Origin of the sequence: Chelativorans intermedius (genome assembly GCF_025398255.1) — a bacterium.
Classification (GTDB): domain Bacteria; phylum Pseudomonadota; class Alphaproteobacteria; order Rhizobiales; family Rhizobiaceae; genus Chelativorans; species Chelativorans intermedius.
This window is the reverse complement of the sequence record NZ_JAODNW010000013.1, coordinates 14,263-39,415: the sequence shown is the minus strand read 5'-3', so window position 1 is coordinate 39,415 and position 25,153 is coordinate 14,263. Positions and strand designations below refer to the sequence as shown.

Below are 25,153 nucleotides of genomic sequence, written 5' to 3'. Positions count from 1 at the left end.
TTGTTTTCGCTGCATTTGTGCGGCGCCAGATGATTCCATCTGGTTGCAAAATGCCCCAGGGCCGCAGCCATAACCGTGGCTCCGGGCACAGCGGGTGCGGCGCTCAGGCCCGAAACAGCATCAGTGCACGCGCCGGCCACCGCGCCACACCGAGCGGACGACGGGAAAGCCGCCGACCAGACGCACCTGCACGAGATCGGCCCTCAGCCCGGCCAGGATCCGTCCCCTGTCTTCGAGGCCGCAAGCGCGGGCCGGCGCCTGCGTGACCATCCGCACCGCCTGCGGCAGGCTGATGCCCGGCACCCGACCCGAGGCAAGCAGGAACACGCAGTCGAGCAGCGAACGCGGCACATAGTCGGAGGCGAGAATGTCAACCAGCCCTTCGGCCAGAAGATCGCGCACGGCGACATTGCCCGATTGCGATCCCCCGCGCAGCATGTTGGGCGCGCCGGCCACGATGCGCATGCCCGCCGCCCGCGCTTCGCGCGCCGCCTCCAGGCTGACCGGAAACTCGGCCACGCCGACTCCTTCCCTCAGCGCCAGGTGAATGTGCGCGCGCGTCGCATCGTCATGGCTGAACAGCGGCAGCCTGCGGCCTTGCGCAAGAGCCACCACGGCGCGGCGCACCTCTGGCGAGGCGGCCTCCAGCTCTTCGACCAGCGCCTGCGTCTCGCGCTCCACGACGGCGCGGGCCTTGCCGGTTTCCGCCATGCGGCGCAGCACATAGTTGTTCAGGTCGCGGCTCTGGCGCTTGCCCGGCACATGCTCCATGACCGAGACCACGCGCACGATGTCGCGCCCGACATTGGCGCCGAGCAGGGCCGGCGTTTCCGGGTCGGTGATCTCGCAGCGCAGATGCACCAGATGCTCGGCCCTGAGCATGGCGTTGGCGCCGGCCACCTCCAGCGCGTCGAGCATCGGCGCCAGGACCTCGCGGCGTTCGGGATTGCGCACCGTCGCCCCGACGCACAGCGAATCGAACACCGTCGTGACGCCGCCGCCAATGACCTGCGCATCGTGCGCCATGACCGCCCGCATTACGTCCCAGCGCACATGGGCGCGCGGGAAGACGTGCTTTTCCAGGTGATCGGTATGCACGTCGATCAGGCCGGGGAGGAGATAGTCGCCTTCGAGGTCGATGGCGCCGGGCACGTTCGTGCGGCCCTCGTCCACGCTGCGGATGCAGCCGGCGGCGACCTGCACCGCGCCGGCGATCACCGCATGGTCGAGCACGATCCGCCCGCCGGCCAGAACCATCTCCCCGTTCACGCCGCGTTTCTCCGAAAGCTTGCGACCTCGAACAGCCGGTCCGCCACCTGGCCGCGCACCTGCTCGTCGTGGAAGATACCGACGACAGCCGCGCCGCGCGCCTTGGCCTGGAGGATAAGCTCCACCACCACCTGCCGGTTCGCGGCATCGAGGGAGGCCGTGGGCTCGTCGAGTAGCAGGATCGGATAGTCGAGCACGAAGCCGCGGGCGACGTTCACCCGCTGCTGCTCGCCGCCGGAGAAGGTGGCCGGCGCCAGGCTCCAGAGCCTTTCTGGAATGTTGAGCCGGGCAAGCAGGGCGCGCGCCCGCGCCTCGGCATCCGGCAGGCCGGCCGTCCTTGCGGGCTCGGCCACCACATCCAGCGCCGGCACGCGCGGAATGACGCGCAGGAACTGGCTTACATAGCCCACGCTGCGGCGCCGCACCTCCACGATCTCGCGCGGTTCGGCGCGTGTGAGGTCGACATGGCGGCCGTCGTGCAGCACCCGCACATGGCCGGCGGAGGGCTTGTAATTGGCGTAGAGCGCGCGCAGCAGCGTCGACTTGCCGGCGCCGGAAGGCCCGTGCAGGCACACGCATTCCCCGCCCCTCACCTCAAGGTCGAGCCCCTCGAAGACGGCAATGCGCGCGCCGCCTTGGGTGTGCAGCACGAATTCCTTGGAAAGGCCGGAAACGGCAATGAGCGCTGTCATGGCTAGACCTGCAGAACCGAGGAGACGAGAAGCTGGGTGTAGGGGTGGTGCGGATCGTCCAGAACCTGGTCCGTCAGCCCCTCTTCCACCACCCGGCCGCGGCGCATGACCATCAGCCGGTCGGCAAGAAGGCGCACCACCGCCAGGTCGTGCGTCACGACGACGGCGGCGATGCCCATCTCGCGCACCAGCCCGCGCAGCAGATCGAGCAGACGCGCCTGCACCGAGACGTCGAGGCCGCCCGTCGGTTCGTCCATGAAGACCAGTCGCGGCCGCGTCACCAGGTTGCGCGCGATCTGCAGGCGCTGCTGCATGCCGCCAGAGAAGTGCTTCGGCCGGTCGTCGATGCGCCCGCCGTCGAGTTCGACCCTGGACAGCCAGTCGAGCGCCTCGCCGCGGATGGCCCCATAGTGGCGGGCACCGACGGCCATCAGCCGCTCGCCGACATTGCCGCCGGCCGAGACATCCATGCGCAGGCCGTCGCGCGGGTTCTGGTGCACGAGGCCCCAGTCCGTACGCATCAGCCGGCGCCGCTGCGGCTCGGGGAGGCAGAAGACATCGCGCAGTCCCTCGCCACCGACATCGTATTCCACCGTGCCGGCATCCGGTTCGAGCTGCGCGCACAGCAGGTTGAGGAGCGTCGACTTGCCGGAGCCCGACTCGCCGACGATGCCGATCACCTCGCCCGGATAAAGCGTGAAGGAGACATCCACGCATCCCACCGTCTCGCCATAGGATTTCGACAGGCCGCAGACCCGCAGCAGCGGGCGCACAGCGGCCCGTGGCGCGGTGACCGCCTCAAGCGCGCTCATGGCTGTCCTCCTGCTTGCCGGCGGAGGGGGCCAGGGCGCGCGCGACGGAGCCCTCCGCCATGGCGCCCGAATGGCCCGCCGCGCGCCGCGTGGCGCAATAGTGGGTGTCGGAGCAGACGAACATGCGCCCGCCGCTATCGTCCAGCACCACCTCGTCGAGATAGCTTTCGCGCGACCCGCACAGCGCGCAGGCATGCGGCCAGCGCTGCACCTCGAAGGGATGATCCTCGAAATCGAGGCTCTCGACGCGCGTATAGGGCGGAATGGCGTAGATGCGCTTCTCCCGCCCGGCGCCGAACAGCTGGATGGCCGGGTTGTTCCGCATCTTCGGATTGTCGAACTTGGGAATCGGCGTGGGCGACATCAGGTAACGGCCATTGACCATCACCGGATAGCTGTAGGTGGTGGCGATGTGGCCGAAGCGGGCAATATCCTCGTAGAGGCGCACATGCATCAGGCCGTATTCGCCGAAGCCGTGCATCTTGCGCGTCTCCGTCTCGCGCGGCTCCAGCTTGCGCAGGGGTTCGGGCTGCGGCACCTGATAGACGAGAATCTGCCCCTCCCTGAGCGGCACCTCGGGAATGCGGTGGCGGGTCTGGATGATGTCAGCCTGTTCGGTCGCCTCCGTGGTGTTCACGCCCGTCACGCGCTGGAAGAAGCGGCGGATGGAGACCGCGTTGGTGGTGTCGTCCGCCCCCTGGTCGATCACCTTCAGCGTGTCGGAAGGGCCGATGACGCTTGCCGTCACCTGCATGCCGCCGGTGCCCCAGCCGTAGGCGAGCGGCATCTCGCGGCCGCCGAAGGGCACCTGATAGCCGGGCACGGCCAGCGCCTTGAGAAGGGCGCGGCGGATCATGCGCTTGGTCTGCTCGTCGAGATAGGCGAAATTATAGGCCTCGTCCCAGGCCGGGCGTGCGGCGCTCATCACTCGGCTGCCTCCTTCCTGTGGCGTTCTTCATGCTCGCGCCGCAGCTTGCGGATCAGGTTCAGTTCGGCCTGGAAATCGACATAGTGCGGCAGCTTCAGATGCGAGACGAAGCCCGATGCCTCCACATTGTCGGCGTGGTAGAGCACGAACTCCTCGTCCTGCGCGGGATAGGCCGCCGTCTCGCCGAGCTCGCGCGCCCTCAGCGCCCGGTCGACCAGCGCCATGGCCATCACCTTGCGCTCGTTGTGGCCGAAGGCGAGGCCATAGCCGCGGGTGAACTGCGGCGGGGTGTCCTTCGAGCCCGTGAACTGGTTGATCATCTGGCACTCGGTGACCACCACATCGCCGATGTCGATGGCAAAACCCAGCTCCTCCGGCACGATCTCGACGCTCACCTCGCCCATGCGGATCTCGCCCGCAAAGGGATGGTTGCCACCATAGCCGCGCTGCACCGAGTAGCCGAGCGCCAGGAGGAAGCCCTCGTCGCCGCGCGCCAGGTTCTGCAGTCGCTGGTCGCGCCCGGCGGGAAAGGACATGGGCTCGCGCGTCAGGTCGAACACGGCTGCTTCCTGTCCATCGGTGTGCTCCCTCTCGACGAGCCCCTCCTCGTCCAGAATCTCGGCCACCCGCGGCATGTGCGGGTCCAGCGGCTCCTCCGCCTCCGCCGCCTCCGGCGTGCCGACGCCCGTCTCGGCGGCCAGCGCGAAATCGAGCAGGCGATGCGTATAATCATAGGTGGGACCGAGAACCTGCCCGCCGGGAATGTCCTTGTAGGCGGCGGAGATGCGCCGGCGAACCAGCATCCTGGCCGTGTCCACCGGCTGCGCATTGGCAAAGCGGGGCAATGTGGTGCGATAGGCGCGCAGGAGGAAGATCGCCTCCACCAGGTCGCCCTGCGCCTGCTTGATTGCCAGCGCGGCAAGCCCCCGGTCGTAGATGGAGCCTTCGGCCATCACCCGGTCCACGGCAAGCCCGAGCTGCTCGGCGATCTGCTCAGCGGAGATCTCCGGCACGTCGGGGTTGCCGCGCCGGGTCTCGGCGATCAGCCTGTGGGAATTGAGAATGGCTTTCTCGCCGCCCTTGACCGCGACATACATGGCTCAGCCCTCCGCCTCGATGCCGCGCGGCAGGCCGATCAGCGCCTGCCCGGCGGTGAAGATGATGTCGACGCCGAGCGGATAGAGCGCATGATTGTCCGCCCATTGCGTCCAGAACCCCTCCGGCAGCCCGGCGATGGAGACGGCGCGCGCTCCGTCGATCCCCGGCCCGCGCCATGTCACCGCCGGTCCCGCGGCGAGCGAAGGCACCTGCACGATGAGGGTGGCGGAGCGGTCTGGATAGCGGTCCTCTCCGATGGCGAAGCGGTCGAGCGGGGGCATCTGCATGGCATCGGCAATCAGCGCGAAACGCGCCCTGCCCTCCTCCGCCACCAGCGGCGCGCCAGTGTGAAAACGCAGATAGTCCGGCACGCCCCCGGCCGCCGCCGCCGCATCGAGCCATACCGGCGTCTCGAAGTCGAACAGCGTCAACGCCACGGCAGCACTTGCCGGGCCGAGGGGGTGCGGCGGGTCGAGCCGCGTGCTCAGCATTCCGGGGCGCCCGGCATAGGCAAGCGCGTTGAGCAGAGTGCGAAAGGTTGTCTGCGCCTCGAAGACGGGATCGGCAAAGCCGGGCTTCAGGCCCGCCGCCTCCATGGTGGTGGCGTGCTCGCTCATTGCGGATTGTCTCCCCTTACCAGGGTGAAGAAATCGACCTTGGTGGCCGCCGCCTTGCGGCTGACGCGCCGGCGCTGCTCGGCCACCCGCCGGGCGATCGGGGCGATCACCGTCTCCTGTAGTCGGGCGGCCTCGCCACCCTGCATCAACGCGTCGAACAGGGCGGCCAGTTCCGCCTTGCGCTTGTCGCGGCCCGCTGCATAGCAGTGGCCCACGCGCCCGTCCTCAAGCCGCACCGTGCAGCGCGTCACCGTCATTTCGCCGAAGTTGAAGGGGCTGCCGGTGCCGCCGGCCCGGCCACGCACCATCACCAGCCCGATCTCGGGCTGCCGTAGGAACGCATAGGGAGGGCGGGCTCCGAGCCCCTGCCATGCCGCCTCCAGTTCGTGCCTGGTGGCGCGGGCGAGAACGGCCATCCAGCGCGCCCGCTCGGCATTCGGATCGGCTGGCCCCTTGGGTTGCGCGGTCATCGTGTCAACCTATTCATATAAACGTCTAGACCTTTTTTGCCGCAGAGCTTATAGTCTGCTGCCGAACGCGTTCCTTATGCCTTCGCTTCGTGACGCGGATGTGACGGACAGGCAGCCCCGGCCGCAGGAGCAGTGAGATGACAGCACGCCCCGAAGGTTCACCCCTCTGGCGGTTCATTGCCGATTCCGTCGGCCGCGAAATCGCGCAGCGGGTCTATGCGCCGGGCGACCGGCTGCCCACGGAGACGGAACTTGCGCAACGTTTCGGCGTCAACCGCCACACGGTGCGCCGCGCCGTCGCCTCGCTGCAGGACCAGGGGTTGGTTCGCATCGAGCAGGGGCGCGGCACCTTCGTTCAGGAGGATGTGGTCGACTATCCCTTGAGTCGGCGCACGCGCTTTTCCGAGATCGTCCAGCGCCAGGCGAAGAGTCCTTCCGGCCACTGCCTGCGCATCGCCACGGTGCCCGCCGACGCGCAGATGGCCGAGGCGCTCTCCCTCGCGCCGGGTGCGCCGGTGGCACTGATCGAGACGGTGGGCATGGTCGACGACCATCCCGTCAGCCTCGCCGCCCACCACTTCCCGCTCGAACGCTTTCCCCACCTTTTCGAGGCCTACGAGGCGGAGCGCAAGATCACGCCGATGTTCCGCCGGTTGGGCGTGGAGGACTATTTGCGCAGGTCCACCAAGATCACCGCCCGCATGCCCGATGCCTATGAGGTGCGCCACCTGCGGCTGGCCCGCACGGCACCGGTGCTGTGCCTGGAAGCGGTGAATGTGGACGGAAAGGGCATGCCCATCGAATACGGGCTGACGCGCTTTGCCGCCAGCCGGGTGCAGGTCCTCGTCGACACACTGCCGGCCTGAGCGCTGAAGGCGCCCAGGCCGGTTTGCGCGGGCGGCAGGCGCCCGGCGCCGCGGATTGCCATTGCCTGTGCGGCTCCGGGTCCTAGACCGGCTCATCGTTTCAATGAAACGCTGATCCGGTCCATCTATTTGTTTTTGCCGCATTTGTGCGACGCCAGATGGAATCATCTGGCTGCAAAATGCTGTAGTGTGTTGCGGCGTGCAAGCCGCCTCCCGCCCTAGAGACGATCGAGCGCTAGCAGGCTCTCATCGCCGAGCCAGGCTTCCTCGAAGGCCTGTCTGGCCAGCGGCGCTGCCTCGGGACGCGCGGCGGTGTAGGCCCTCCAAAGCCCCCACAGCGCCCAGCCATTGCGGGGAAGCTGCTCCAGTGCCTGCTCGAAGGCGGCGATGGCCTCGAGCCCGCGTCCCTGCTGGAGAAGCACGGCGCCGAGCGTCTGGCGCACCGGGTAGTACCAGTACGGCGGTTCCATGTAGGGTATCCCGTCCTCGAGCGCGATCGCTTCGCGCAGATGGTGCTCGGCGGCGGCAAGGTCTCCCCGCGCCTGCTCGATCCGGGCCTCGACCACATGCTTGGCAATGGCCAGAACGTCGCGCGCCGGCAGGTACTGTGCCTCCAGGTCGCTCATGTCGGCCTCCGCGATCAGCCGCTCGATGGCCTCGACCTCGCCGGCGGCATGTTCGAGCTCGCCCCGTCGGGCGAAGGCGACGCCGCGCGCATAGTGCCAGAAGCCCCTGACGAAGGGGAAACGCCCGCCCGGGTCGTCGATGGCCAGGATGGTCTCGGCATCGCTGAACTGCGCATGGGCGGTGTAGGGCGCGGTCTTGATGGCCTGCACCCACGCCAAATCCTGCGAGACGCGATCGGAGGTGATGTCGGCCAGCTTCCCGGCGGCCGAAATCACATCCTCCTTCACACCCGCCATCTGGGCCGAAACCATGAGATAGTGGACATTGTGCGGGTAGTAGGCGAAGCGATAGAGGTCGCTGGCCGCTTCTCCCGCCTGTTCGAGAAACGCCTCGTCGGCGGCGATGGCCTCGCGGTTGACCACGATGGAATCGTGGAAACGGCCGATCCGGGCGTAGATGTGCGCTGGCATGTGAACCAGATGGCCCGCCGCCGGCGCCGCGCCGCGAAGACGATCGGCCACCGCCTCTGCCATGCCGGGCTGCGCCGACGCCTCCATCGCATGGATGTAGAGATGGGCCGCGCCGGCGTGTTCCGGGTCGAGCGCCAGCGCCTTTTCCAGCGTTGCCACGATGGCCGCGCCATGGCCATTCGGCGTCTTGCCGTCCGCCTCCCAGTAGTCCCACGGCTGCAGGTTCATGAGCGCGTCCGCATAAAGGGTGAGAACGTTCGCATCGTCGGGATAGGCCTGCGCGACAGCGTGCATCGCCTCCGCCCAGGCCTGGTCGAGGGCGCTGCGGTCATCCGTCGCCTCGGCGGCATAGCGCTCGGCCAGGGCGTCGATCAGTGCCCGTTCCTTTGCCGAGACCCCCGCCTTCAGCGCCGCCGCGCGGCGGATCGCCTCGTGGGCCGGGCGCACGGCTTCGGCGCGCATCGCATCGTTGATGTTGGGGCCCAGCACGAAAGCCTCGCCCCAGAAGCACATGGCGCAATCGGGATCGAGCCGCTGGGCTTCACGGAAGGAACGCCGCGCCTCGGCATGGTTGAAGGCCCAGGCCAGCCGCCAGCCCTGGTCGAAATAGGCTTGCGCCTGCCGGCTCGCCGTCGTGACCGGCAGCGACAGGGTGCCCAGCCCCTCATAGAGCGGCGGCCTGCCCCGTGCCGCGTCGACGGCCAGCGTGGTGGCGTGGTCGAGGCCGGGCCGGAACAGCTCCTTGCCGCGCTCGTCATCGCCATGGGCCATTGCGCCCGTGGCCAGCAGGGTCCCCGCCAGCAGCGCGGCGGCCAGGCGGCCGGCACGCCTTCCATGGCGGCTGCCTGCCTTCTTTCGGCTTTCGATGTTTTCATCCGTCATGTCTTTTCCTTTCCTTTCCCGTTCGGCGAACCGTTTGCCGGTCCGCAAATGTCGCGCACCAGGAGAAGCGCATCTCCCTGTGCGTAGTGCAGCGTGGGGTGGGGGACGACCGCCCGCCGGGCGATCTCGCGGAAGCCGCGCCTGCGATAGAAGGACAGCGCGCCCTCATTGCGCTCGAAGCAGATGAGCGACACGCGCGGCAGGGCCCGGGCAAGCGCCAGCGCCTCGGCGCAATCCATCAGCGCGCTGCCCACCCCCTGCGAGCGGTAGCGGGCATAGACGGCGAGCCCGGAGATATAGAGCGAACCGGGATCCTCGAGCTTCGCATAGGGCCTGAGAACCGGATCCTCCTCCACCTCCCCCGCCGGGCGGGCGGACATGGGGAAGGCATGGACCATGCCGGCGATCCTGCCGTCCAGCGTGGCCAGCAGGCAGTTCTCGTAGGAGAAGTCGACACCCGTGCGGGCATAGCGCGCCGCGCCCACATCCTCCAGCGACTGTCCGGGCCCGGCCATGCGCCCCCAGATATAGGCGGCCAGTCCGTCCGAGGAGATCAGGAACAGACGGGCGATCTCGCCCGCCTCCTCCCGCCGTGCCCAGCGGATGTCGAGGGCGGTGCCGTCCGGCCTTTTCACGCAGGACATTTTCCCGTTTCCGCTTTTCACGCCGCTGCCTTGCAGGCGTGGCAGATCTGCTCGATGTGCCGGTGATCGGTGCCGCAGCACCCGCCGAGCACGTTGATGTGCGGGAAGCGGGCGCGCAGCGCGCGATAATCGGCCCCCAGCGCGACCGGATCGCCGTCGTCGAGCTCCTCCGCCTCGTCCAGCTCGGCATGGCTGAGTCTGGAGGCGTTGCAGCGCAGCCCCTTCAGCCGCTGGATCCATGCCTCGCTTTCGAGCACGCCCTCGAAATGCGAAGGGTGGGCGCAGTTGATCATGTAGTAGGCCGGCCCCTTGCCCGTGGCTTCGTCCACGGCACCGATGGCCTCCTTCAGGCTCTGCCCGGTGGGCAGGTTGCCGTCCGTCTCCACGGTGAAGGAGATGACCACCGGCATGCCCTCCGCCTGGGCGGCGCGCGTGATACCGATGGCCTCGGGCACGTTGGTCATGGTTATGGCCGTGACCAGATCGGCTTCGGTTTCGGCAAAGATGCGTGCCTGGCGGCTGTGGTAGTCCTGCGCCTCCTCGGCGCTCATCACCCGGCCGGGATCGTAGCCGTCTCCGCGCGGGCCAATGCAGCCGCTGATCACCATGGGCGAGCGGGCGGTCTCGAACTCCTCGCGCAGCGCATGCATGAGGCCGATGGCCCTGCGGTTGACGTCGTCGAGCTGTGCCGGCGAATAGCCGAGTTTTTCGCCCCAGTCGGGGCTCGACCGCCAGGTGGCGCTTTCCAGGATGAAGCCCATGCCGTTGTCGCGGGCGATCCTGGCATGGCGCGTGAAATAGCGGCGCAGAGCCTCGGTGCCCTCGGCATCCCTCAGAAGGTGGAAAGCGGCAAAATGGGGCAACTCCTGCCCGTCATGGAAAATGAGCGTGGTTTCGATGCCCGCATCGGTGAGAAAGACACCGCCGTCAAGTTGCGGTAGTCTGTGTCTGTACTTGGCCATTTTGCGTCTCCTCTGCTATGAAGCAGGCAGGCCGCTGGCGGGAAGCGAAACGTTCGGAAAAAGCCCGCGCAACCGGCTGCCCTTCACGCTTCGAGGCGTAAGGAGACGCCTCACGATGTGAGGCGGGAGGTTTTTGCTTAGGAAAAGGCGATGCGCAGCTCCGGGCCGGTGATTGCCGTTCTGCCGTTCAAGGTCGATGCCGGAACGCAGGCCGACGGCATCATCGCACATGGCATCGTGGAGGATCTGTCGGGCGAGCTTTCACGCTTCCCCGCGCTTGAGGTCATCGCGCCCATGTCGGGCCTTGCGGTGGGCGACCTCGCCGAGACCGAGGCCGCCGGGCGGCTCGGCGCAACGCATGTGCTGCGCGGGCGCCTCGGCGTGGATGGCGAGCGGCTGCGCCTGTCCGCCACCCTGGTGGACGGACACAGCGGCGCGCAGCTGTGGAACGAGCGCATGGAGGCGACGGGCGGCGCTGTCTTCGACCTGCAGGAGGAGCTGGTGGCGCGCGTGGCGGCGACGCTCTCTGCACGGCTGGAGGGCGACCTGCTGCGCCGGGCGCGCGCCAAGCCCACCGAGTCGCTGACCGCCTACGAATTGACGCTCAGGGGGCTGGCGATGCTGCGCCAGGGCACCTTCGAGGCCGATGAGGCGGCGCGCGCGCTGTTCGCCCGTGCATTGGAGATCGACCCCCACTATGCGCGCGCCCATGGCGGGCTGTCCCTCTCGTGGTTCAACGAATGGAGCTGCCAGTTCTGGGACCGCTTCGAGGAGAACGGCAGGCTCGCCTTCGAACACGCGCACCGTGCGCTCGAGCTCGACGACAGCGATGCAATGCTGCATCTGATCATCGGGCGGATCCTGCTCTACCGGCGCGAGTTCGAGCGCGCGGCCTGGTATCTCGACCGCGCGCTGGCGCTGTGCCCGAACGATGCGGAGCTTCTGATCCAGCTCGTCCTGTCGGAGGTCTATCTCGGGCGGGCGGAGACGGCCATCGCGCATGCGCAGAAGGCCATGCGCCTCAACCCCTACCATCCCAACCACTATTTCGCCTATGCCGCCTTCCCGCACTTCGTGCGCCGCGATTTCGCAAGGGCGCTGGAAACCGCCGACAAGGCGGCGGGCGTGCCCATCATCGACATCCCTGCCTACTCGGCCATCGCCTGCGCCCATACCGGCCGCTGGGATGAGGCGCGCCATCTCTTCGCGCTCTTCAACGAGGAATTCCGCAAGCGGATCACCCGTGGCCGCGCACCCGCCCCCGGCGAAGGCTGCCGCTGGGTGCTCGACGTCAACCCGTTCCGCCGCCAGCAGGACATCGACCTTGTCGTCGAGGGCTTCCGCATGCTGGGCGATGAAGGGGTCGTCTCCGCCCCGGGCGCGACCGTGCATGCGGCGCCCGCCGCAGCGGCGGATGCCTCGCCCGCAGCACAGGTGCTGCGGCGCGACGGCCATGGCTGGAGGGTCTGCTTTGGCGGCGAGTGGAAGACCATCGCCGACCTGAAGGGAGTTCGGGACATACTGCGTCTTCTGGCGCGGCCCGGAGAGGCCTTTCACTGCCTCGATCTGGCCGCGAGGCAGGAGGGTGCGTCCACGGGTGAGGCCGTGCTTGACGAGCGCGCGCGCCATGCCGTCAAGACGCGCATACGCGACCTGCAGGAGGAGCTGGCGGAGGCGGAGGAGAGGAACGATACAGGCCGCGCGGAAACGCTGCGCGCGGAGCTGGACCGTCTCGTCGAGGAACTTTCAAGAGCGCTGGGGCTCGGAGGGCGGGGGCGCCGGATGGGCGACCTCGCCGAACGGGCGCGCTCGGCTGTCACCTGGCGCATTCGCCATGCCATCCGCATCATCGCTAAGGCACATCCCAGCCTCGGCCGCCACCTTGCCAACTCGATCAGGACAGGCACCTTCTGCAGCTACCAGCCGGAAAGGCCGTGCCGCTGGGAGATCGTCGAATGAGCGGCCGACGCGAAGGCGCTCTCAGGCACCGTCCTTGAGGACGTTGAGCCGCTTCTCGTCCCAGCTGATCCAGAGCTGCTCCTGCGACAGGCTCTCCCGGTCCGCCCCATCGACATAGGCCTTGATGAGCGCGTCGTCGCGCTCGCCGACGCGGATGTCGAGCGCCGTTCGGCTGCCCTTGAAGAGCCGGCTGACGATGCGCCCGGGGATTGCGTTGGCGGCGGCTGGCCGTTCGGCATGGCATTGCACGCTCTCCAGTCGCAGCGAGGCCATCACCGGCTCGCCGGGCGCCGGGCGATGGCCGGTGGCGCAGCCGCGCAGCTCCATGCCGTTCCAGTCGATGACGATGGCATCGGCATCCGCGCCGCGCACGGTGCCGCGCAGCAGATTCGTCTCGCCGATGAACTCGGCCACGAAACGGCTGACGGGGCGGAAGTAGAGATCCTCCGGCGTGCCCGCCTGCTCCACCCTGCCGGCATTCATCACCACGATGCGGTCGGACATGGTCAGCGCCTCGTCCTGATCGTGGGTGACGAAGAAGAAGGTCTTGCCGGTGCGCTTCTGGATCTCCTTCAGCTCCACCTGCACCTGCGCACGCAGCTTGGCGTCGAGCGCACCCAGCGGCTCGTCGAGCAGCAGAAGCTTGGGATCGGGCGCCAGCGCACGGGCCAGGGCCACGCGCTGGCGCTGGCCGCCGGAAAGCTGCTCGGGCGTGCGGTCACCGAAGCCTGAAAGCTGCAGAAAGTCGAGCAGCTCGCCGGTGCGCCGGTCGATCTCGGCGCGCGTCTTTCCCTTCAGCTCCAGCCCGAAGGCGATGTTCTGGCTCACCGTCATGTGCGGAAACAGCGCATAGTCCTGGAAGACCATGTTCACGTCCCGCCGGTTGGGCGGGCGCCCGGTCACGTCCTCCCCGGCCAGCACGATGCGCCCTTCGTCCGGCGTCTCGAAGCCGCCCAGCATGCGCAGCGTCGTCGACTTGCCGCAGCCGGAAGGGCCCAGAAAGGTGACGAACTCGCCGGCCATGATCTCCATGTCCAGCCGGTCCACGGCAACCGTCTTTCCGAAACGCTTGGTAATCTTGTCGAGGTGAACGATGGTATCCCTTTGGCCGGTCATGTCAGACACCCTTGTTGAGCCGCCGCATGGAACGCTCGGCCCATAGGCCCAGCACCGCGGTCAGGATGAGAACGATGGTGGAGATGGCATTGATCTCCGGCGACATGCCCGAGCGCAGCATGGCGAAGATGAGGACCGGCAGTGTCGGCTGGTAGCCGCCGAGGAAGAAGGCGCGCACGAAGTCGTCGAAGGACAACAGCATGCAGAAGATGCCCGCGCCGATGAGCGCCGGTTTCAGATAGGGCAGCGTGACGCGGAAGAAGGCGACAAGGGCGTCGGCCCCGAGGTCGCGCGCCGCCTCCACATGGCTCCTGGGCTGCGTGGAAAGCCGCGCCATGACCACCAGCGCCACGAAGGGCACGTTGTGCACCGTGTGGCCCAGAATGATGGCCAGCATGCCGGGCTCGATGGAAAGGAGCCGCGCGAAGATGCGCAGCGAGATGGCCGAGATGATGCCGGGAATCACCGCCGGCAGACAGGTAAGCGCGAAGACGATCAGCTTGCCGCGGAACCTGGCTGGCCCCAGGAAGACGGCGACCCAGGTGCCGATGACCAGCGACAGCAGCGTCGAGGAGATGGCGATCGCCATGGAATAGGCGAAGACGGTGAGCACCTGCGCATTCTGGAAGACGCCGAGATACCATTCCGTCGTCCAGGCATTGATGGGAAAGCCGATGAAGCGCGAATCCTTGAAGCCCATCATCACCATGAGGACAAGCGGCACGAACAGATAGACCACGAACGCCCAGTAGAGGACCGACATCAGGATGCGGGTGTGCCGGGTCATTGCATCATTCCCTTTCCGTCGCGGCCCATCAGCTTCAGGAACAGGCCGGTAATGGCGAGCGTGGCAATCAGCATGATCGAGGAGAAGGCGGCGCCCGTCGGCCACTCGTCGCCGGCGACATGGAAGAAGCCCGCGATGGTCTCGGCAAAGACGGTGGTGTTCGGCCCCCCGAGAAGCACCGGGGTGGCGTAGTAGCCGGTGGATATGAGAAAGACCAGGGTGCAGCCGGAGGCGATGCCCTCTCTGGAAAGCGGCAGCGTGATGCGCCAGAACCGCGTCCAGGCGCCGGCGCCGAGATCGGCAGCCGCCTCCAGATAGTTGCGCGGGATCTTCTCCAGCGCCGAGTAGAGCGGCAGAAGCATGTAGAGCGCGGTGAGGTAGATGATGCCCATGCCGAGCGAGAAGCTGGTGTACATGAAAGGGACCGGCCGCTCGATGAGCCCCAGCCACTTGAGGATGAGGTTCACCGCGCCATTGTTGCCGAGCAGGATCATGATCGCATAGGTGCGCACGATCTCGCCCACCCAGAAGGGAATGAGCAGGAGAAGCAGGAGCAGGAGCTGGTTCCTGCGGCTGACATGCTTGGCCAGGAAATAGGCCACCGGATAGGTGATGAGCAGCGTCGACAGGGTGAGCACCGTGGCAAAGGCCAGTGTGCGGAAGAAGGGGATGATGAAGATTCGCTCGCGGAAGAAAATCGCCCAGTTGTCGAGCGTGAATTGCGGCTCCTGGCCGACCGAGGGCGGATAGGAGTCGAGGAAGCTGATCCAGAACATCTGCAGGATCGGCCCGAGATGGGCGAAGAAGACCCAGAAGAGCGGGAAGCTCGCCAACAGCACGAACTGCCGGCGCGGCGTCTTGAACAGCGTCTCGGTAACCGTCCCGTAAAGGCCGTTGGTCATGAGCGCGCCCCAGAGGCTGCGCTTGCCGGCGCTGCGTGCCGTGCCGAACTTGGCCTTGTCTGCATCCACGTGGGTCATGTCCTGCCGATCATCCGTCTGCCGCGCCATGCCTCATGGCCACTGGCCGGCCCCTGAAACTGCCAGAATGGAAATCCGGCGCCTGCGCCCGGAGCCCCGGGCGCAGGACAAGCGGACGCTGCCGCTGGCCTCGCCGGTCAGGCCGCCTTGATCTCCTCGACCGCCGGATCGACGAGCTTGTACTTCATCTCGTTCGCCTCGGCGCGGAAGAACTGCAGGCCCTGCAGCTCCTCCTCGGTGAAGGAGGCCGCCTTGCGCTCCAGCTCCGTCAGGTGCTGATCGGCACCCTTGAAGGTGGAGATGAAGCCGGAGGAACGGGTCATCTCCGCGCCCACCTCCGCATTCGCCAGCAGCGCGTCGAGCAGCATGTAGGCGTTGTCGGGATTGGGGCCGTTGTTGGTGACGTTGAAGGTATAGACGAAGCCGTAGCTGCCCTCTCTGGGAATCGTCATGTCCACGGGGAAGCCGTCCATGATGAGCCGGGAGATCGGCCCGTTCCAGGCATGGGCCAGCACCACGTCCTGATTCACGAACATCTGCTGGATCTCGGCACCCGAGTCGTAGAACTTCCGCACCATAGACTTGTGCTCGATCAGGAAGTCGCGCACCTCCTTGACGATCGCCGCAGCCTTCTCTGGATCGTCCATATAGGCGATCATGTTTCCGTCATAGCCCTTGTAGAGCATCATGACGGACATCATGTCCTGGATGATGTAGGCGGTCTGACCCTCGTATTTCGGGTCGAACATCACATCCCAGCTCTTGACTTCGTCCTCGCCCACGACCTCGGTGTTGTAGGCCATCACCTCGGCGCCGGAGAGGATGGGCGCGCCCCATTTGTTGCCGTTGATGGTGGCCCAGTCGCTCTCCGAGTAGACGGGGTTGATGTTGCCCCAGTTCTTCAGGCGATCCGTATCGAGCGGCGCGAGGAGCTGCGAATCGATGAACTGCAGGAAGCGGTGGCCGGCAACGGTGACGATGTCGGCGGTCGGATTGGGCGCCTCGGCGGCGAGCAGGTTGAACTGCTTGCCCTGATCGTCGACCAGGCGGATGTTGACCTGGATGCCCGTCTCCTTTTCGAACTCCGCCTTGAAGTCGTCCGGGATGAAGTTGGCGTAGGTCCACACGTTCACGGCGCCGGAGGCGCGCGCGGCGGTGGAACGCAGATAGGCCGGCAAGGCGAGCGCTGCAGCGCCGGCGGCCCCCGTCTTGATGAAACCTCTGCGGCTGGTGGTGAGCTTGCTCATGACAAGATTCCCTCTTCTGGTTGGTGTCGGTTCTCCCACGGCGTCATCCGTGCTTTTGTGACAGGGCTCTTTCCGGCCCCTTTCATCGCATTCCCGACGGCGCGTGTCATGGGGCCGAAGCCTTCTGCCCCGCCGGCGCAAAGCCTGTCCGCGACAGCGCCTGAAGCTCGGACAGCGTCATCCCGTCGAGCGCCAGGGCGTCCAGAAGGCTGTTCTCCTTCGCGAAGTCGCGGCCGTAAAGGGCGGAAAAGAGGTCCACCCCGGCGCGGTGCAGTCTCGCTTCGCGGCCGGTCATCTCGCCGAGCTTCACCGTCACGAGCAGGCCATAGGGCACATCCTCGGTCACGTAGCGGCTGTCGGCGGTCGCCGGTCCCGTGCCGCCGCGGCCCTGCCGGTGCATCTCCTGGTTCATGTTGGACACGGTGTCCTGGGGCACATGGAAGGACAGGTGGAAATGCTCGAAGATGGTGCGCACGGACAGGCCCAGTGCCTCGGCTATGGCCAGGCGCTCGCGGTCGAGCGCTTCGAGAAGCCGCCCGACATTGGGCGTAACGTTGTAGCCCTGGCTCCAGGTCTCGCCATGCTCCATGCGGGTCATGTTGCACAGGGCGATGCCCATGTGGTTCTGCGGGTTCAGATTGCTGAGCGAGATGGCCAGCAGGCCCTCGCGCTGCACGAAGCGGTCGCCGAACAGGCGCCGGCACAGATCCAGCCCCTCGCCGGCACGCGCCTCGGGCAGGGTGCACATGTCGATCTTGCTGCGCACGGTGTTGACATTCACCGCGACATGGCTCGGCTGCCGCCCCGTCACCGCCGTCGTGCCCCAGGCGACGATGGGCGTGGCAACGCCGCGACCGGCGAGCAGACGCGAGAGATAGAGCGCGCCGAAGGAAGCGTGGGAGGAGATGATGACGGGCTGGTCGGAGCGGATGTGCGGCGCGATGGCGTCGAACACCGCCTTGTGCCCATAGCCGGGAACGGCAACCAGCAGAACGTCGGCCGCCTGCACCAGTGCTTCGGCGCTCTCGGCAACGTCCGGGCGGAACGCGCCTTCCACGGCGCCGGTGGCCGTCAGCGGCTCGCCCGCCGCCAGCCGCCGGGTGCGCGCGCCCGAGGGGGACCACAGCATGGGCCTGTGGCCTGCCGCTTCCAGAAAGGCCGCCGTGCCGAAGGCAATGGCGCCGGCGCCCGCTATTCCCACTTTCAACTGAGCCCCCGCCAATCCGCCGTCTCCTATTCAGGGTCTTCCCTGGCGACCGGGTCGCCCAGCACATGCATCAGCCGGTTCGCCCATCCGAAAAGCGCTGCCGACAGGATGAGATCGAGGATCTCGCCATCGTCCAACCCGGCATCGCGCAGGGCCTGCATGTCCGCCTCATCCGCCTCGCTCGGCGCCTTCGACAGCTTCACCGCGAAACGGAAGATGGCAGCCTGCCGCGCGTCGAGCCTTGCCGCCTCGCCGTCGCGGAAGATGCGCTCCATCACGCGCTCGTCCTTGGTGAGCTGGTTGAAGCGGCTGGCGTGCACCGCCGCGCAGTAGACGCAGCGATTGACCACCGAGGCGCCGACCGCCCCCAGCTCCCGCTCGGCCCGGCTCAGTCCGCCGCGATTATACATGATCGCGTTGAAGAGCGGGGTGCGAACCTTCAGCGTCTCGACGTCATTGGCGAGCACCAGCACGTAGTCCGACACCTTGGTGTTGGACGGCGTGACCTTCAACGCGTCGAGCTGCTCGGGCGTGGCCTCGGCCAGATCGACCGGCCTGACGCGCGGCCGCCAATCGGGAATCTGCGTGGTGAATGCATGGATGATGCCGCTCATGCGCTCGCCCTCATCAGTCTCAGTCCTGCGATGACGCGGATCTGATAGGCCAGAAACGCGTTGAGCTCGGCCAGGCGCACGATGTCTGGATCGGACAGCCCCGCCGCCTGCAGCGCCTCGATGTCCGCCGCCACCGTGTCGCGCGGCCTCATGGAAACCAGGTCCGTAAAGGCGAGGATGGCGGCGATGCGCCCCGCATCATCCCCCTTGAAGGCAGGGTCGGCCACCGCCACCTCCGCCTCGCTGCCTTCCGCCTCCGCCATGAGGGCCAGATAGTGGGCGGCGAGCGCCTCTTCGCCATTCAAGCGGGCGACGCGCGCGGCAAGAGCCGCGCGCAGGGCGTGGGACAGGCCCCCGGGATCGGCGGGCTTGAGCGCGGCATCATGGGTGGCCTCGGTCATCGCCATCACGTCGGCGCGGCCCTGCAGCGCCGCGCCCAACGGCCCCGAAGGGGCGATGCCGGCCAGCCGTTCCACGATGTTCTCGCTCATTTCGCGTTCAAGCTCCCGTTGGTGAGGGCGGGCGCGGACGGCACCTGCGCCTCGTCCTCGATGTCGGATTCCGTCCACTCGTCGCCCAGAAGCTCGGGCTTGGCATAGTCGAGCATGCCCTGCCAATGGGTTTCAACGTCCTCGCGGTAGAGCGTGGCGGCAATCTCGCGCGCCAGCCACGAAGCGCCTTCGCTGATGCCGGGAATGTCGCCGGAAACCTTGCCGAGGCTCGCCGAGGCCCCGTAGTTGAAGCAATAGACGTTGGAAAGCCACGGCGCACGCCCGGGCGTGCGCTCCTGAAACGTGAAATCGGGGTTGAGATAGGGAAAATTGCCCAGGTCGCGGTTCTCCTCGCCGGGCGGCGGGGTATAGCGGTCGCGCCACAGCAGGATCTCGCCAGCCGCATCGCCAAGCTCGGTGCGCGCCGCAGGCTCCACCGTGAAGCCCGTGCCGAGAATGACGAAATCCGTGCGCAGCCGCTTGCCCGCCGTGGTTTCGATCCTCACCTCGCCATCCTCGAAGGCCATCCGGCGGATGCCCTGGCCGAAATGGAAATAGGCATTGCGGTGGCGGCTGACACGCAGTGTGGAGCCGCGCGGCGCCGGCGTCTGGGTAGCGAAGGAATATTGCATGAAGCGCCAGCGCCACTCGTCGGGCAGGCGCGCATAGCCGGCGGTGAAACCGAAGGAGCCGATGCCCATCATCTTGTTGATGGTCGGCATTTCCTTGCGGCGGATGAGATGGCGCACCTCCCTGGCACCCGCCTCCAGCGCCTCGGCGGCATTGTCGACGGCGGAAGCGCCCACCCCGATGACGGCGACGCGCTTGCCCTTCAGCACCGCAAAGTCGATGTCGTCGGAAGAATGCGCCCAGACATGGCGCGGCAGCCCCTCCACGAATCCCGGAATGTTGGGCTGGCCCAGCCCGTCGCGCCCGGTGGCCATGACGAACTTGCGGGTCAGGATCGAGCTTTCCCTGGCGCCGCAGCCGGCGAGCGCGAGCCGCAGATAGGGGCCCTCGGGCCGCACCTGCCTGACCTCGACCTCGTTCTCGACCGGGATGTCGAGCACCTTGCGATACCAGACGAGATATTCCATCCACATGGGCCGCGGGATCTTGTCCAGCGCCTCCCATGCCGCCTCGCCATAGAGCGCGGTGAACCAGGCGCGGAAGGTGAGCGAGGCATGGCCATAGGCAGGCCCGGTGAGCTGCTTGGGCGAGCGCAGCGTCTCCATGCGCGCATAGGTCAGCCACGGCCCTTCGCGGCCGACGGGGCTGCGGTCGAGAATGCGCATGTTGCGCATGCCGCCGCTCCACAGGGCGAAATAGGCGAGAAGCCCCACCATGCCGCCGCCGATGATGACGACGTCATGGACATGCTCGCCCTCATGCTCGCGCGGCGGCACCCAGTTTGCCGGCGGCAGGCAGAGATAGGCCAGATCCTGCCGGACACGCTCTTCCAGTTCGGCAAGCCGCCGGCGGCCCGTCTCCATATCTATCTTCCCGGATATATGCATCTGCGTCTATCTTCGCCTTCTAGCCCGTCCTGAAAAGGAATTTCCAACCCTTTCTGCCGCCCTCCCTCACATTATCCTTCTCATCCGCCCGCCTCGCGGTGGTGTGGCCTGCCTTTCAGCCGGCCATTCGCCTGCCCGGCCCTTGGGCCGAGGCTTCGTGTTTAAACCGTGCCGTCGCCGCGTCAAAGGTGTAGGCATCGCAATGGTGTTCCGCCTCGCGCGCCAGGCGGTCCACGGCGGCGATCACCCTTTGCGCCTTATCGTCGCTCATCAGATAGCTCAGATTGAGCCGCACCCAACCCGGCTTCTCGATCTCGCGGCCGGCGCGGATTGCCGCCAGCAGGGCGTTTGAACGCCCCTCCCCGATGTCCAGCAGGCGATGGGCGTAGGGTCCGGCGCAGGCGCAGCCGCCGCGGGCCTGGATTCCTTCCATGTCGCTCAGCATGCGGGTGAAGAGCTGGTGGTGCAGGTGCGTGCCGTCGGTCCGCCGCACGCGGAAGGAAAAGATCGGCAGCGCCGGCGCGTGACGGTTTCCCAGAAGCTCGATATGCGGGTTGTGCGCCCACACCGAGAGCGCCCGCGCGCGAAGCTCGCCATTGCGCCGGTCGATGAAGTCCTGGCCCAGCGCTTCCTTCACGAGAAGCACCAGCGCGGCGCGGATGTCGCCCAGGACGTTGGGCGTTCCCGCTTCCTCCCGCGCCGACAGCGAGCGCGTGTAGTCGTGCGTCCACGGGGAAACGAAGGTGACGGTGCCGCCTCCGGGCATGGTGGGCCGGCGGGCGCGCGCGATGGCATCGCGCATCACCAGCACGCCGGAGGCGCCCGGCCCGCCGGGAAACTTGTGCGGCGAGAAGACGATGGCATCCTTCGCGCAGTCCATGCCCGGGCGCATGTCCATCGCCAGATAGGGCGCGCCGCCGGCATAGTCCCAGATGGCGAGCGCGCCGTGGGCCCTCAGCAGCCGCGTGACGCGATCGGTGTCGGTCAGGATGCCCGTCACGTTCGAGGCGGCGGAAAAGGCGCCCACCTTCAACCCCGCATCGGCGTGACGCGCGAGCGCATCGGCCAGCGCATCGAGATCGGGGCCGCCCTCCGCGGCTTCCGGTATCTCCACGACCTCCGCGCCGCTTTCGCGCCACGGCAGGATGTTGGAATGGTGCTCGTAGGGTCCGGTGAAGACCACGGGGCGCCGGCCGGCAGCCGCAAGCTCGGGAAGCTCCAGCAGCCGCACCAGCCTGTTGATGCCGGCGGTAGCACCCGAGCCCGTGAAGACGACGCTGGTCCCGGCGTCCGCGTTCACCAGGCGGTGGATGGCGCGACGCGCCTCCTCGCGCAGGCGCGTCGAGAAGGCGCCGCAATAGGATGCCTCAGTGTGGCTGTTGGCATAGTAGGGCAGAACCTCGTCGCGCACGAAATCCTCGATCTGGGCGAGCGCGCGGCCCGAGGCCACATAGTCGGCATAGATGAGAGGCTTGGGGCCGAACGGACCCTCGATGTGCGCGCTTTCGCCGATCAGCCCGGCGCGCAGACGGGCCGGCAGATCGTCGCCCCGCAGATTCTCGACAAAACGCTCAAGCCCCGACATGCTCCCCCTTTCCGCATGGCCTGCCGTGGTCGGCTTGCTGAAAGTCTTGCACGATGCGGAGCGATCATTTTCACAAATGACATTGCAGAATGAACGGATTTTCGATCATATGATCGCATGAAGGGCAAGGAAGTAGATCAGATTGACAGACGCATCCTGCGCGCGCTGCAACGCGACGCCGGCCTCTCCCAGCGCGACCTGGCGGAGAAGGTGGGCCTGTCGCAGAATGCCTGCTGGCGCCGGCTGCGGGCGCTGGAAGATCACGGCATCATCCGCGGGCGCACGCTGCAGCTCGACCGCGGCAAGCTCGGCCTCGGGCTCGTCGTCTTCGTGCTGGTCAAGACACGCCACCACTCGGCGGCCTGGTTGCAGACCTTCCGCCAGCACGTTTCCGGCATTCCCGAGGTGGTGGACTTCTTCCGCATCGGCGGCGATTACGACTACATGCTGCGCATCGTCACCACCGACATGGCCAGCTACGACTCGGTCTATCAGCGCCTCATCCAGAAGGTGGAGCTGGAATCGGTGACCTCCTATTTCGCCATGGAGGCGATAGAGGAGCGCCGCCCGCTGCCCATCTGACGGCCGTGTGCCGTCAGCGAGCGTCGCCGTCGCCCCTCAGGAGCTCCAGGATCTCGCGCTTCATGGCGATGAAGGCGGGCTCCATGACGAGGTCCATCGCGCGCGGCCGCTCGAAATCGACGGAAATCTCCTTGCGGATGAGGCCCGGCCGTCCCGACATGACGAACACGCGATCGGCCAGCAGGATCGCTTCGTCAATGTCGTGGGTGACGAACAGCACCGTCTTCTTCTGGTGGTCCCAGACGCGCAGCAGAAGCTGCTGCATGGCATGGCGCGTCTGGCTGTCGAGGGCGCCGAAGGGCTCGTCCATCAACAAGACGTCGGGGTCGTTGGCCAGTGCGCGCGCGATGGCGACACGCTGTTTCATGCCACCCGAGAGCTGCGCGGGGTAGTGGTCGCGAAAGGCCGTAAGCCCCACCTCCTCCAGATAGTGATCGACGATGCGCCGCCGCTCGGCTGCCGCGATGCCCTTGCGCTTCGGCCCGTATTCGACGTTCTGCGCCACTGTCAGCCAGGGAAACAGCGTGTAGGCCTGGAACACCATGCCGCGATCGGCGCCCGGCTCGCTGACCGCGCGCCCGGCGACGCGGATGGTGCCGCCGGTGCGCTCCTGCAAGCCGGCGATCAGGTAAAGCAGGCTGGACTTGCCGCACCCCGAAGGCCCGACGATGACGCAGAATTCCTTGGGCCTGACGGCGAGCGACAGGTCGCTCAGCGCCAGCACCGCATTCTGGCCGCGGCCGTAGCGCAGGCTCACATCCTCCACGGCGATGTCGGAATCGGGGGTGGCGACGGACGGGGTGTTCTGCATCGACACTGCCTCAGCTCGCCCATGGTGCCGCGAGGCGGCGCAGCACGCGGAATGACTGGTCGGTCAACAGGCCCAGAACGCCGATCATGGCGATGGCCATGAAGATTACGTCCACCTGGAAGCCGCGCATCGCCTTCAGCGAGATGTAGCCGAGGCCGGAGCGTGCCGCCACCAGCTCGGCGACCACGAGATAGGTCCAGGCCCAGCCCATCGTCACGCGCAGGATGTCGAGCACGTTGGGCAGGGTGGCGGGAAAGACGATGTGGCGCACGGTTTCCACGCGCCGCGTGCCCAGCGTATAGGCGGCGTTGACCAGGTCGCGCGGCACCGAGCGCGCAGCGTCGGCGATCATCACGAGCTGCTGGAAAAAGATGCCGAAGATGATGACGGCCACGCGCTGCTCGATGCCGATGCCGATCCAGAGGATGAACAGAGGCACGAAGGACGTGACCGGCAGGTAGCGGATGAAATTGACCAGTGGATCGAGGAATGCCTGGACGATGCGGTAGGTGCCCATGGTCAGCCCCAGTGGAACGGCGACCAGGGAGGAAACGACGAAACCAATCAGCACAACCTTCACGCTGGCCAGCGTGTGCTCCCACAGCTCGCCGCTTTGCGCGAGGGCCACGGTCGTCTCGACCACCTGTGACGGCTTGGGCAGGAAGATCGGCTCGACGAGCCCGTTGTGGGTGACGGCGATCCAGATGCCGAGGATGGCAACCCATATGGCGATGCCGAGCGCCGCTGCCAGGGCCGGCGGGATGGGGCCGAAGGGGGTAAAGAGGGTTCTTGTGAGGGACTTCTGTCTCACATGGTTCTCCGTCAGGGCCGGCCTGGCCTGCGGCGTGGCGGCTGCGCGCGCGTCGGGCCGACCCTGGCCGTCCTTGCCGTGGCCCCGCTCACTCTTCGAGGAAGGAAGCGTCGACGAGATCGTCATAGCCAAGCTCCATCTGCAGCTTGCCGAAGCTGCCCCAAATCTCGTTGCCGAGCTTGATGAGCTTTCCGGCCTCACCCTCGTCGCCACCGGCGAAGAATGCCGCGTTGCGCTCCCTGCCGTAGAAGTTCACGCCGGCGGCAGAGGCTGCGAACTCATCGGGATCGGAGAGCCATCCGCCCACGCCGGCGGCCATCACCTCATAGGCTTTCTGCGGGTTTTCACGGATGAGGTCGTTGGCCTTGTTGAGCCCCTTGACAAGCGCCTTCACATCGTCTGGCTGGCTTGCGATGACACCGCATTCCAGGGCCACGACATCGACAATGACGCCCGGCGTCTGCGAGGAGTCGACCAGCACCCTACCCTTGTTGGCTTTTCTGGCGAAGGTGAGATGCGGCTCCCAGGTGACGGCAACGGGAATGCGCCCGGCCATGAAGGCGGCGGCTGCATCGTCCGCCGTCATGTTGGTGATCTCCACATCCGCCTCCGTCATGCCGTTCTCTTTCAACAGCACGTTGAACCAGAACTGCGAGACGGAGCCCTCGTTGAGCCCCACCTCCATGCCCTTCAGGTCGACAAAGGAATCGAGATCCTCGGGCACCAGAACCCCATCGCCGCCATGGCTGTCGTCGAGCGCGTAGACGGATTTGAAGCAGAAGTCCTCCGAGCGGTACTTCATGATCTCGTCGACGGTCGAGGCCGTGCCCTGCAGCTCGCCCGCCGCCATCGCGGCCATGTAAAGCGCCGCCTCCTCGATGATCTCAAGCTCCACATCGAGCCCGTTCTCCTCGAAATAGCCCATGTCGCGGGCCAGGAAAAGCGGGCCGTAGCCGACCCATGTGGTCATGCCGAGCTTGAGCGTGCCGGCCTCAGCCACGGGCAGCGCGGCAAGTGCCATCCCCGCCGCCAGCGCGGTGGTGCGCAGACAGGATGCAATCCTGAAACTCATCATCGTTCCCCTTCTTGTTCGCTTGCCGGCGCGCGGC

Annotated in this window: 25 protein-coding genes; 3 read left to right on the top strand and 22 right to left on the bottom strand. The window is 67.0% G+C overall.

Going from position 1 to position 25,153, the window contains the following annotated elements; translation table 11 throughout:
- Positions 1-120: 120 nt before the first annotated feature.
- From NYR58_RS10600 to phnG, 7 genes are read right to left on the bottom strand one after another with little or no spacing between them, the layout of a single operon-like run.
- A complete protein-coding gene (locus NYR58_RS10600; RefSeq protein ID WP_261520613.1) occupies positions 121-1,269 on the bottom strand; it encodes an alpha-D-ribose 1-methylphosphonate 5-triphosphate diphosphatase in 1,149 nt (382 codons plus the stop codon).
- Positions 1,266-1,961 carry a phosphonate C-P lyase system protein PhnL gene (gene phnL / locus NYR58_RS10595; RefSeq protein WP_261520611.1) on the bottom strand — a complete coding sequence of 232 codons (696 nt, stop codon included), beginning with the start codon at positions 1,959-1,961 and terminating at the stop codon, positions 1,266-1,268. The genes NYR58_RS10600 and phnL overlap by 4 nt, the downstream gene beginning before the upstream one ends.
- 2 nt (positions 1,962-1,963) lie before the next feature.
- Positions 1,964-2,773 (bottom strand): phosphonate C-P lyase system protein PhnK, encoded by an 810-nt coding sequence (phnK, locus tag NYR58_RS10590; protein WP_261520610.1) that lies wholly within the window; start codon positions 2,771-2,773, stop codon positions 1,964-1,966.
- Positions 2,760-3,698 carry an alpha-D-ribose 1-methylphosphonate 5-phosphate C-P-lyase PhnJ gene (locus NYR58_RS10585; protein ID WP_261520609.1) on the bottom strand — a complete coding sequence of 313 codons (939 nt, stop codon included), beginning with the start codon at positions 3,696-3,698 and terminating at the stop codon, positions 2,760-2,762. Before NYR58_RS10585 ends, phnK begins: the two co-directional genes overlap by 14 nt.
- On the bottom strand, positions 3,698-4,798 hold the full coding sequence (locus tag NYR58_RS10580) for a carbon-phosphorus lyase complex subunit PhnI (protein WP_261520608.1): 1,101 nt from the start codon (positions 4,796-4,798) through the stop codon (positions 3,698-3,700). Before NYR58_RS10580 ends, NYR58_RS10585 begins: the two co-directional genes overlap by 1 nt.
- A 3-nt stretch (positions 4,799-4,801) precedes the next feature.
- Entirely contained in the window at positions 4,802-5,416 is a 615-nt protein-coding gene (gene phnH / locus NYR58_RS10575; protein WP_261520607.1) for a phosphonate C-P lyase system protein PhnH, read from the bottom strand.
- Positions 5,413-5,886, bottom strand: a complete 474-nt coding sequence (gene phnG, locus NYR58_RS10570) for a phosphonate C-P lyase system protein PhnG (RefSeq protein ID WP_261520605.1) — start codon at positions 5,884-5,886, stop codon at positions 5,413-5,415. The genes phnH and phnG overlap by 4 nt, the downstream gene beginning before the upstream one ends.
- 137 nt (positions 5,887-6,023) lie before the next feature.
- Between phnG and phnF the strand changes: the two genes are divergently transcribed.
- Positions 6,024-6,752 (top strand): phosphonate metabolism transcriptional regulator PhnF, encoded by a 729-nt coding sequence (phnF, locus tag NYR58_RS10565; RefSeq protein ID WP_261520602.1) that lies wholly within the window; start codon positions 6,024-6,026, stop codon positions 6,750-6,752.
- A 218-nt stretch (positions 6,753-6,970) separates the two neighbouring features.
- On the opposite strand, the gene NYR58_RS10560 is transcribed toward phnF, so the two are convergent.
- The 3 genes from NYR58_RS10560 to NYR58_RS10550 are packed head-to-tail and all read right to left on the bottom strand — an operon-like array spanning position 6,971 to position 10,337.
- Positions 6,971-8,731 carry a hypothetical protein gene (locus NYR58_RS10560; protein WP_261520600.1) on the bottom strand — a complete coding sequence of 587 codons (1,761 nt, stop codon included), beginning with the start codon at positions 8,729-8,731 and terminating at the stop codon, positions 6,971-6,973.
- Entirely contained in the window at positions 8,728-9,375 is a 648-nt protein-coding gene (locus NYR58_RS10555) for a GNAT family N-acetyltransferase (RefSeq protein ID WP_261520599.1), read from the bottom strand. Before NYR58_RS10555 ends, NYR58_RS10560 begins: the two co-directional genes overlap by 4 nt.
- A gap of 17 nt (positions 9,376-9,392) precedes the next feature.
- Positions 9,393-10,337, bottom strand: coding sequence for a homocysteine S-methyltransferase family protein (locus NYR58_RS10550; protein WP_261520598.1), 945 nt, complete (start codon positions 10,335-10,337; stop codon positions 9,393-9,395).
- Positions 10,338-10,487: 150 nt separating this feature from the next.
- Here NYR58_RS10550 and NYR58_RS10545 point away from each other — a divergent pair, with 150 nt between their 5' ends.
- The gene (locus NYR58_RS10545; RefSeq protein ID WP_261520597.1) at positions 10,488-12,296 is read left to right on the top strand and encodes a tetratricopeptide repeat protein; all 1,809 of its coding nucleotides are present in this window, start codon (positions 10,488-10,490) and stop codon (positions 12,294-12,296) included.
- Positions 12,297-12,317: 21 nt separating this feature from the next.
- Here the strand turns inward: NYR58_RS10545 and NYR58_RS10540 are convergent, their stop codons facing one another.
- The 9 genes from NYR58_RS10540 to NYR58_RS10500 form a co-directional block, all read right to left on the bottom strand.
- The gene (locus NYR58_RS10540) at positions 12,318-13,412 is read right to left on the bottom strand and encodes an ABC transporter ATP-binding protein (RefSeq protein WP_261520596.1); all 1,095 of its coding nucleotides are present in this window, start codon (positions 13,410-13,412) and stop codon (positions 12,318-12,320) included.
- 1 nt (position 13,413) lies between these two features.
- Positions 13,414-14,199 (bottom strand): ABC transporter permease, encoded by a 786-nt coding sequence (locus NYR58_RS10535; RefSeq protein WP_261520595.1) that lies wholly within the window; start codon positions 14,197-14,199, stop codon positions 13,414-13,416.
- The gene (locus NYR58_RS10530; protein WP_261520594.1) at positions 14,196-15,179 is read right to left on the bottom strand and encodes an ABC transporter permease; all 984 of its coding nucleotides are present in this window, start codon (positions 15,177-15,179) and stop codon (positions 14,196-14,198) included. Before NYR58_RS10530 ends, NYR58_RS10535 begins: the two co-directional genes overlap by 4 nt.
- A 137-nt stretch (positions 15,180-15,316) precedes the next feature.
- A complete protein-coding gene (locus NYR58_RS10525) occupies positions 15,317-16,426 on the bottom strand; it encodes an ABC transporter substrate-binding protein (RefSeq protein WP_261520593.1) in 1,110 nt (369 codons plus the stop codon).
- A gap of 106 nt (positions 16,427-16,532) precedes the next feature.
- Positions 16,533-17,633: an NAD/NADP octopine/nopaline dehydrogenase family protein gene (locus NYR58_RS10520; RefSeq protein WP_261520592.1), complete on the bottom strand. Its 1,101-nt coding sequence runs from the start codon at positions 17,631-17,633 to the stop codon at positions 16,533-16,535.
- A gap of 26 nt (positions 17,634-17,659) precedes the next feature.
- On the bottom strand, positions 17,660-18,247 hold the full coding sequence (locus NYR58_RS10515) for a peroxidase-related enzyme (protein WP_261520591.1): 588 nt from the start codon (positions 18,245-18,247) through the stop codon (positions 17,660-17,662).
- The gene (locus NYR58_RS10510) at positions 18,244-18,738 is read right to left on the bottom strand and encodes a CMD domain-containing protein (RefSeq protein WP_261520589.1); all 495 of its coding nucleotides are present in this window, start codon (positions 18,736-18,738) and stop codon (positions 18,244-18,246) included. The genes NYR58_RS10515 and NYR58_RS10510 overlap by 4 nt, the downstream gene beginning before the upstream one ends.
- Complete coding sequence (locus NYR58_RS10505; RefSeq protein WP_261520588.1) at positions 18,735-20,231, bottom strand: NAD(P)-binding domain-containing protein; 1,497 nt, start codon at positions 20,229-20,231, stop codon at positions 18,735-18,737. Before NYR58_RS10505 ends, NYR58_RS10510 begins: the two co-directional genes overlap by 4 nt.
- A gap of 139 nt (positions 20,232-20,370) precedes the next feature.
- Positions 20,371-21,840 (bottom strand): aminotransferase class V-fold PLP-dependent enzyme, encoded by a 1,470-nt coding sequence (locus NYR58_RS10500; RefSeq protein WP_261520586.1) that lies wholly within the window; start codon positions 21,838-21,840, stop codon positions 20,371-20,373.
- A 117-nt stretch (positions 21,841-21,957) separates the two neighbouring features.
- Here NYR58_RS10500 and NYR58_RS10495 point away from each other — a divergent pair, with 117 nt between their 5' ends.
- Positions 21,958-22,422 (top strand): Lrp/AsnC family transcriptional regulator, encoded by a 465-nt coding sequence (locus NYR58_RS10495; protein ID WP_261520584.1) that lies wholly within the window; start codon positions 21,958-21,960, stop codon positions 22,420-22,422.
- Between the two features lie 13 nt (positions 22,423-22,435).
- On the opposite strand, the gene NYR58_RS10490 is transcribed toward NYR58_RS10495, so the two are convergent.
- The 3 genes from NYR58_RS10490 to NYR58_RS10480 are packed head-to-tail and all read right to left on the bottom strand — an operon-like array spanning position 22,436 to position 25,119.
- Positions 22,436-23,233: an ABC transporter ATP-binding protein gene (locus NYR58_RS10490; protein WP_261520583.1), complete on the bottom strand. Its 798-nt coding sequence runs from the start codon at positions 23,231-23,233 to the stop codon at positions 22,436-22,438.
- 10 nt (positions 23,234-23,243) lie between these two features.
- Complete coding sequence (locus NYR58_RS10485) at positions 23,244-24,170, bottom strand: ABC transporter permease (protein ID WP_261520581.1); 927 nt, start codon at positions 24,168-24,170, stop codon at positions 23,244-23,246.
- A complete protein-coding gene (locus tag NYR58_RS10480; RefSeq protein ID WP_261520580.1) occupies positions 24,133-25,119 on the bottom strand; it encodes an ABC transporter substrate-binding protein in 987 nt (328 codons plus the stop codon). The genes NYR58_RS10485 and NYR58_RS10480 overlap by 38 nt, the downstream gene beginning before the upstream one ends.
- Between the last annotated feature and the right edge of the window lie 34 nt (positions 25,120-25,153).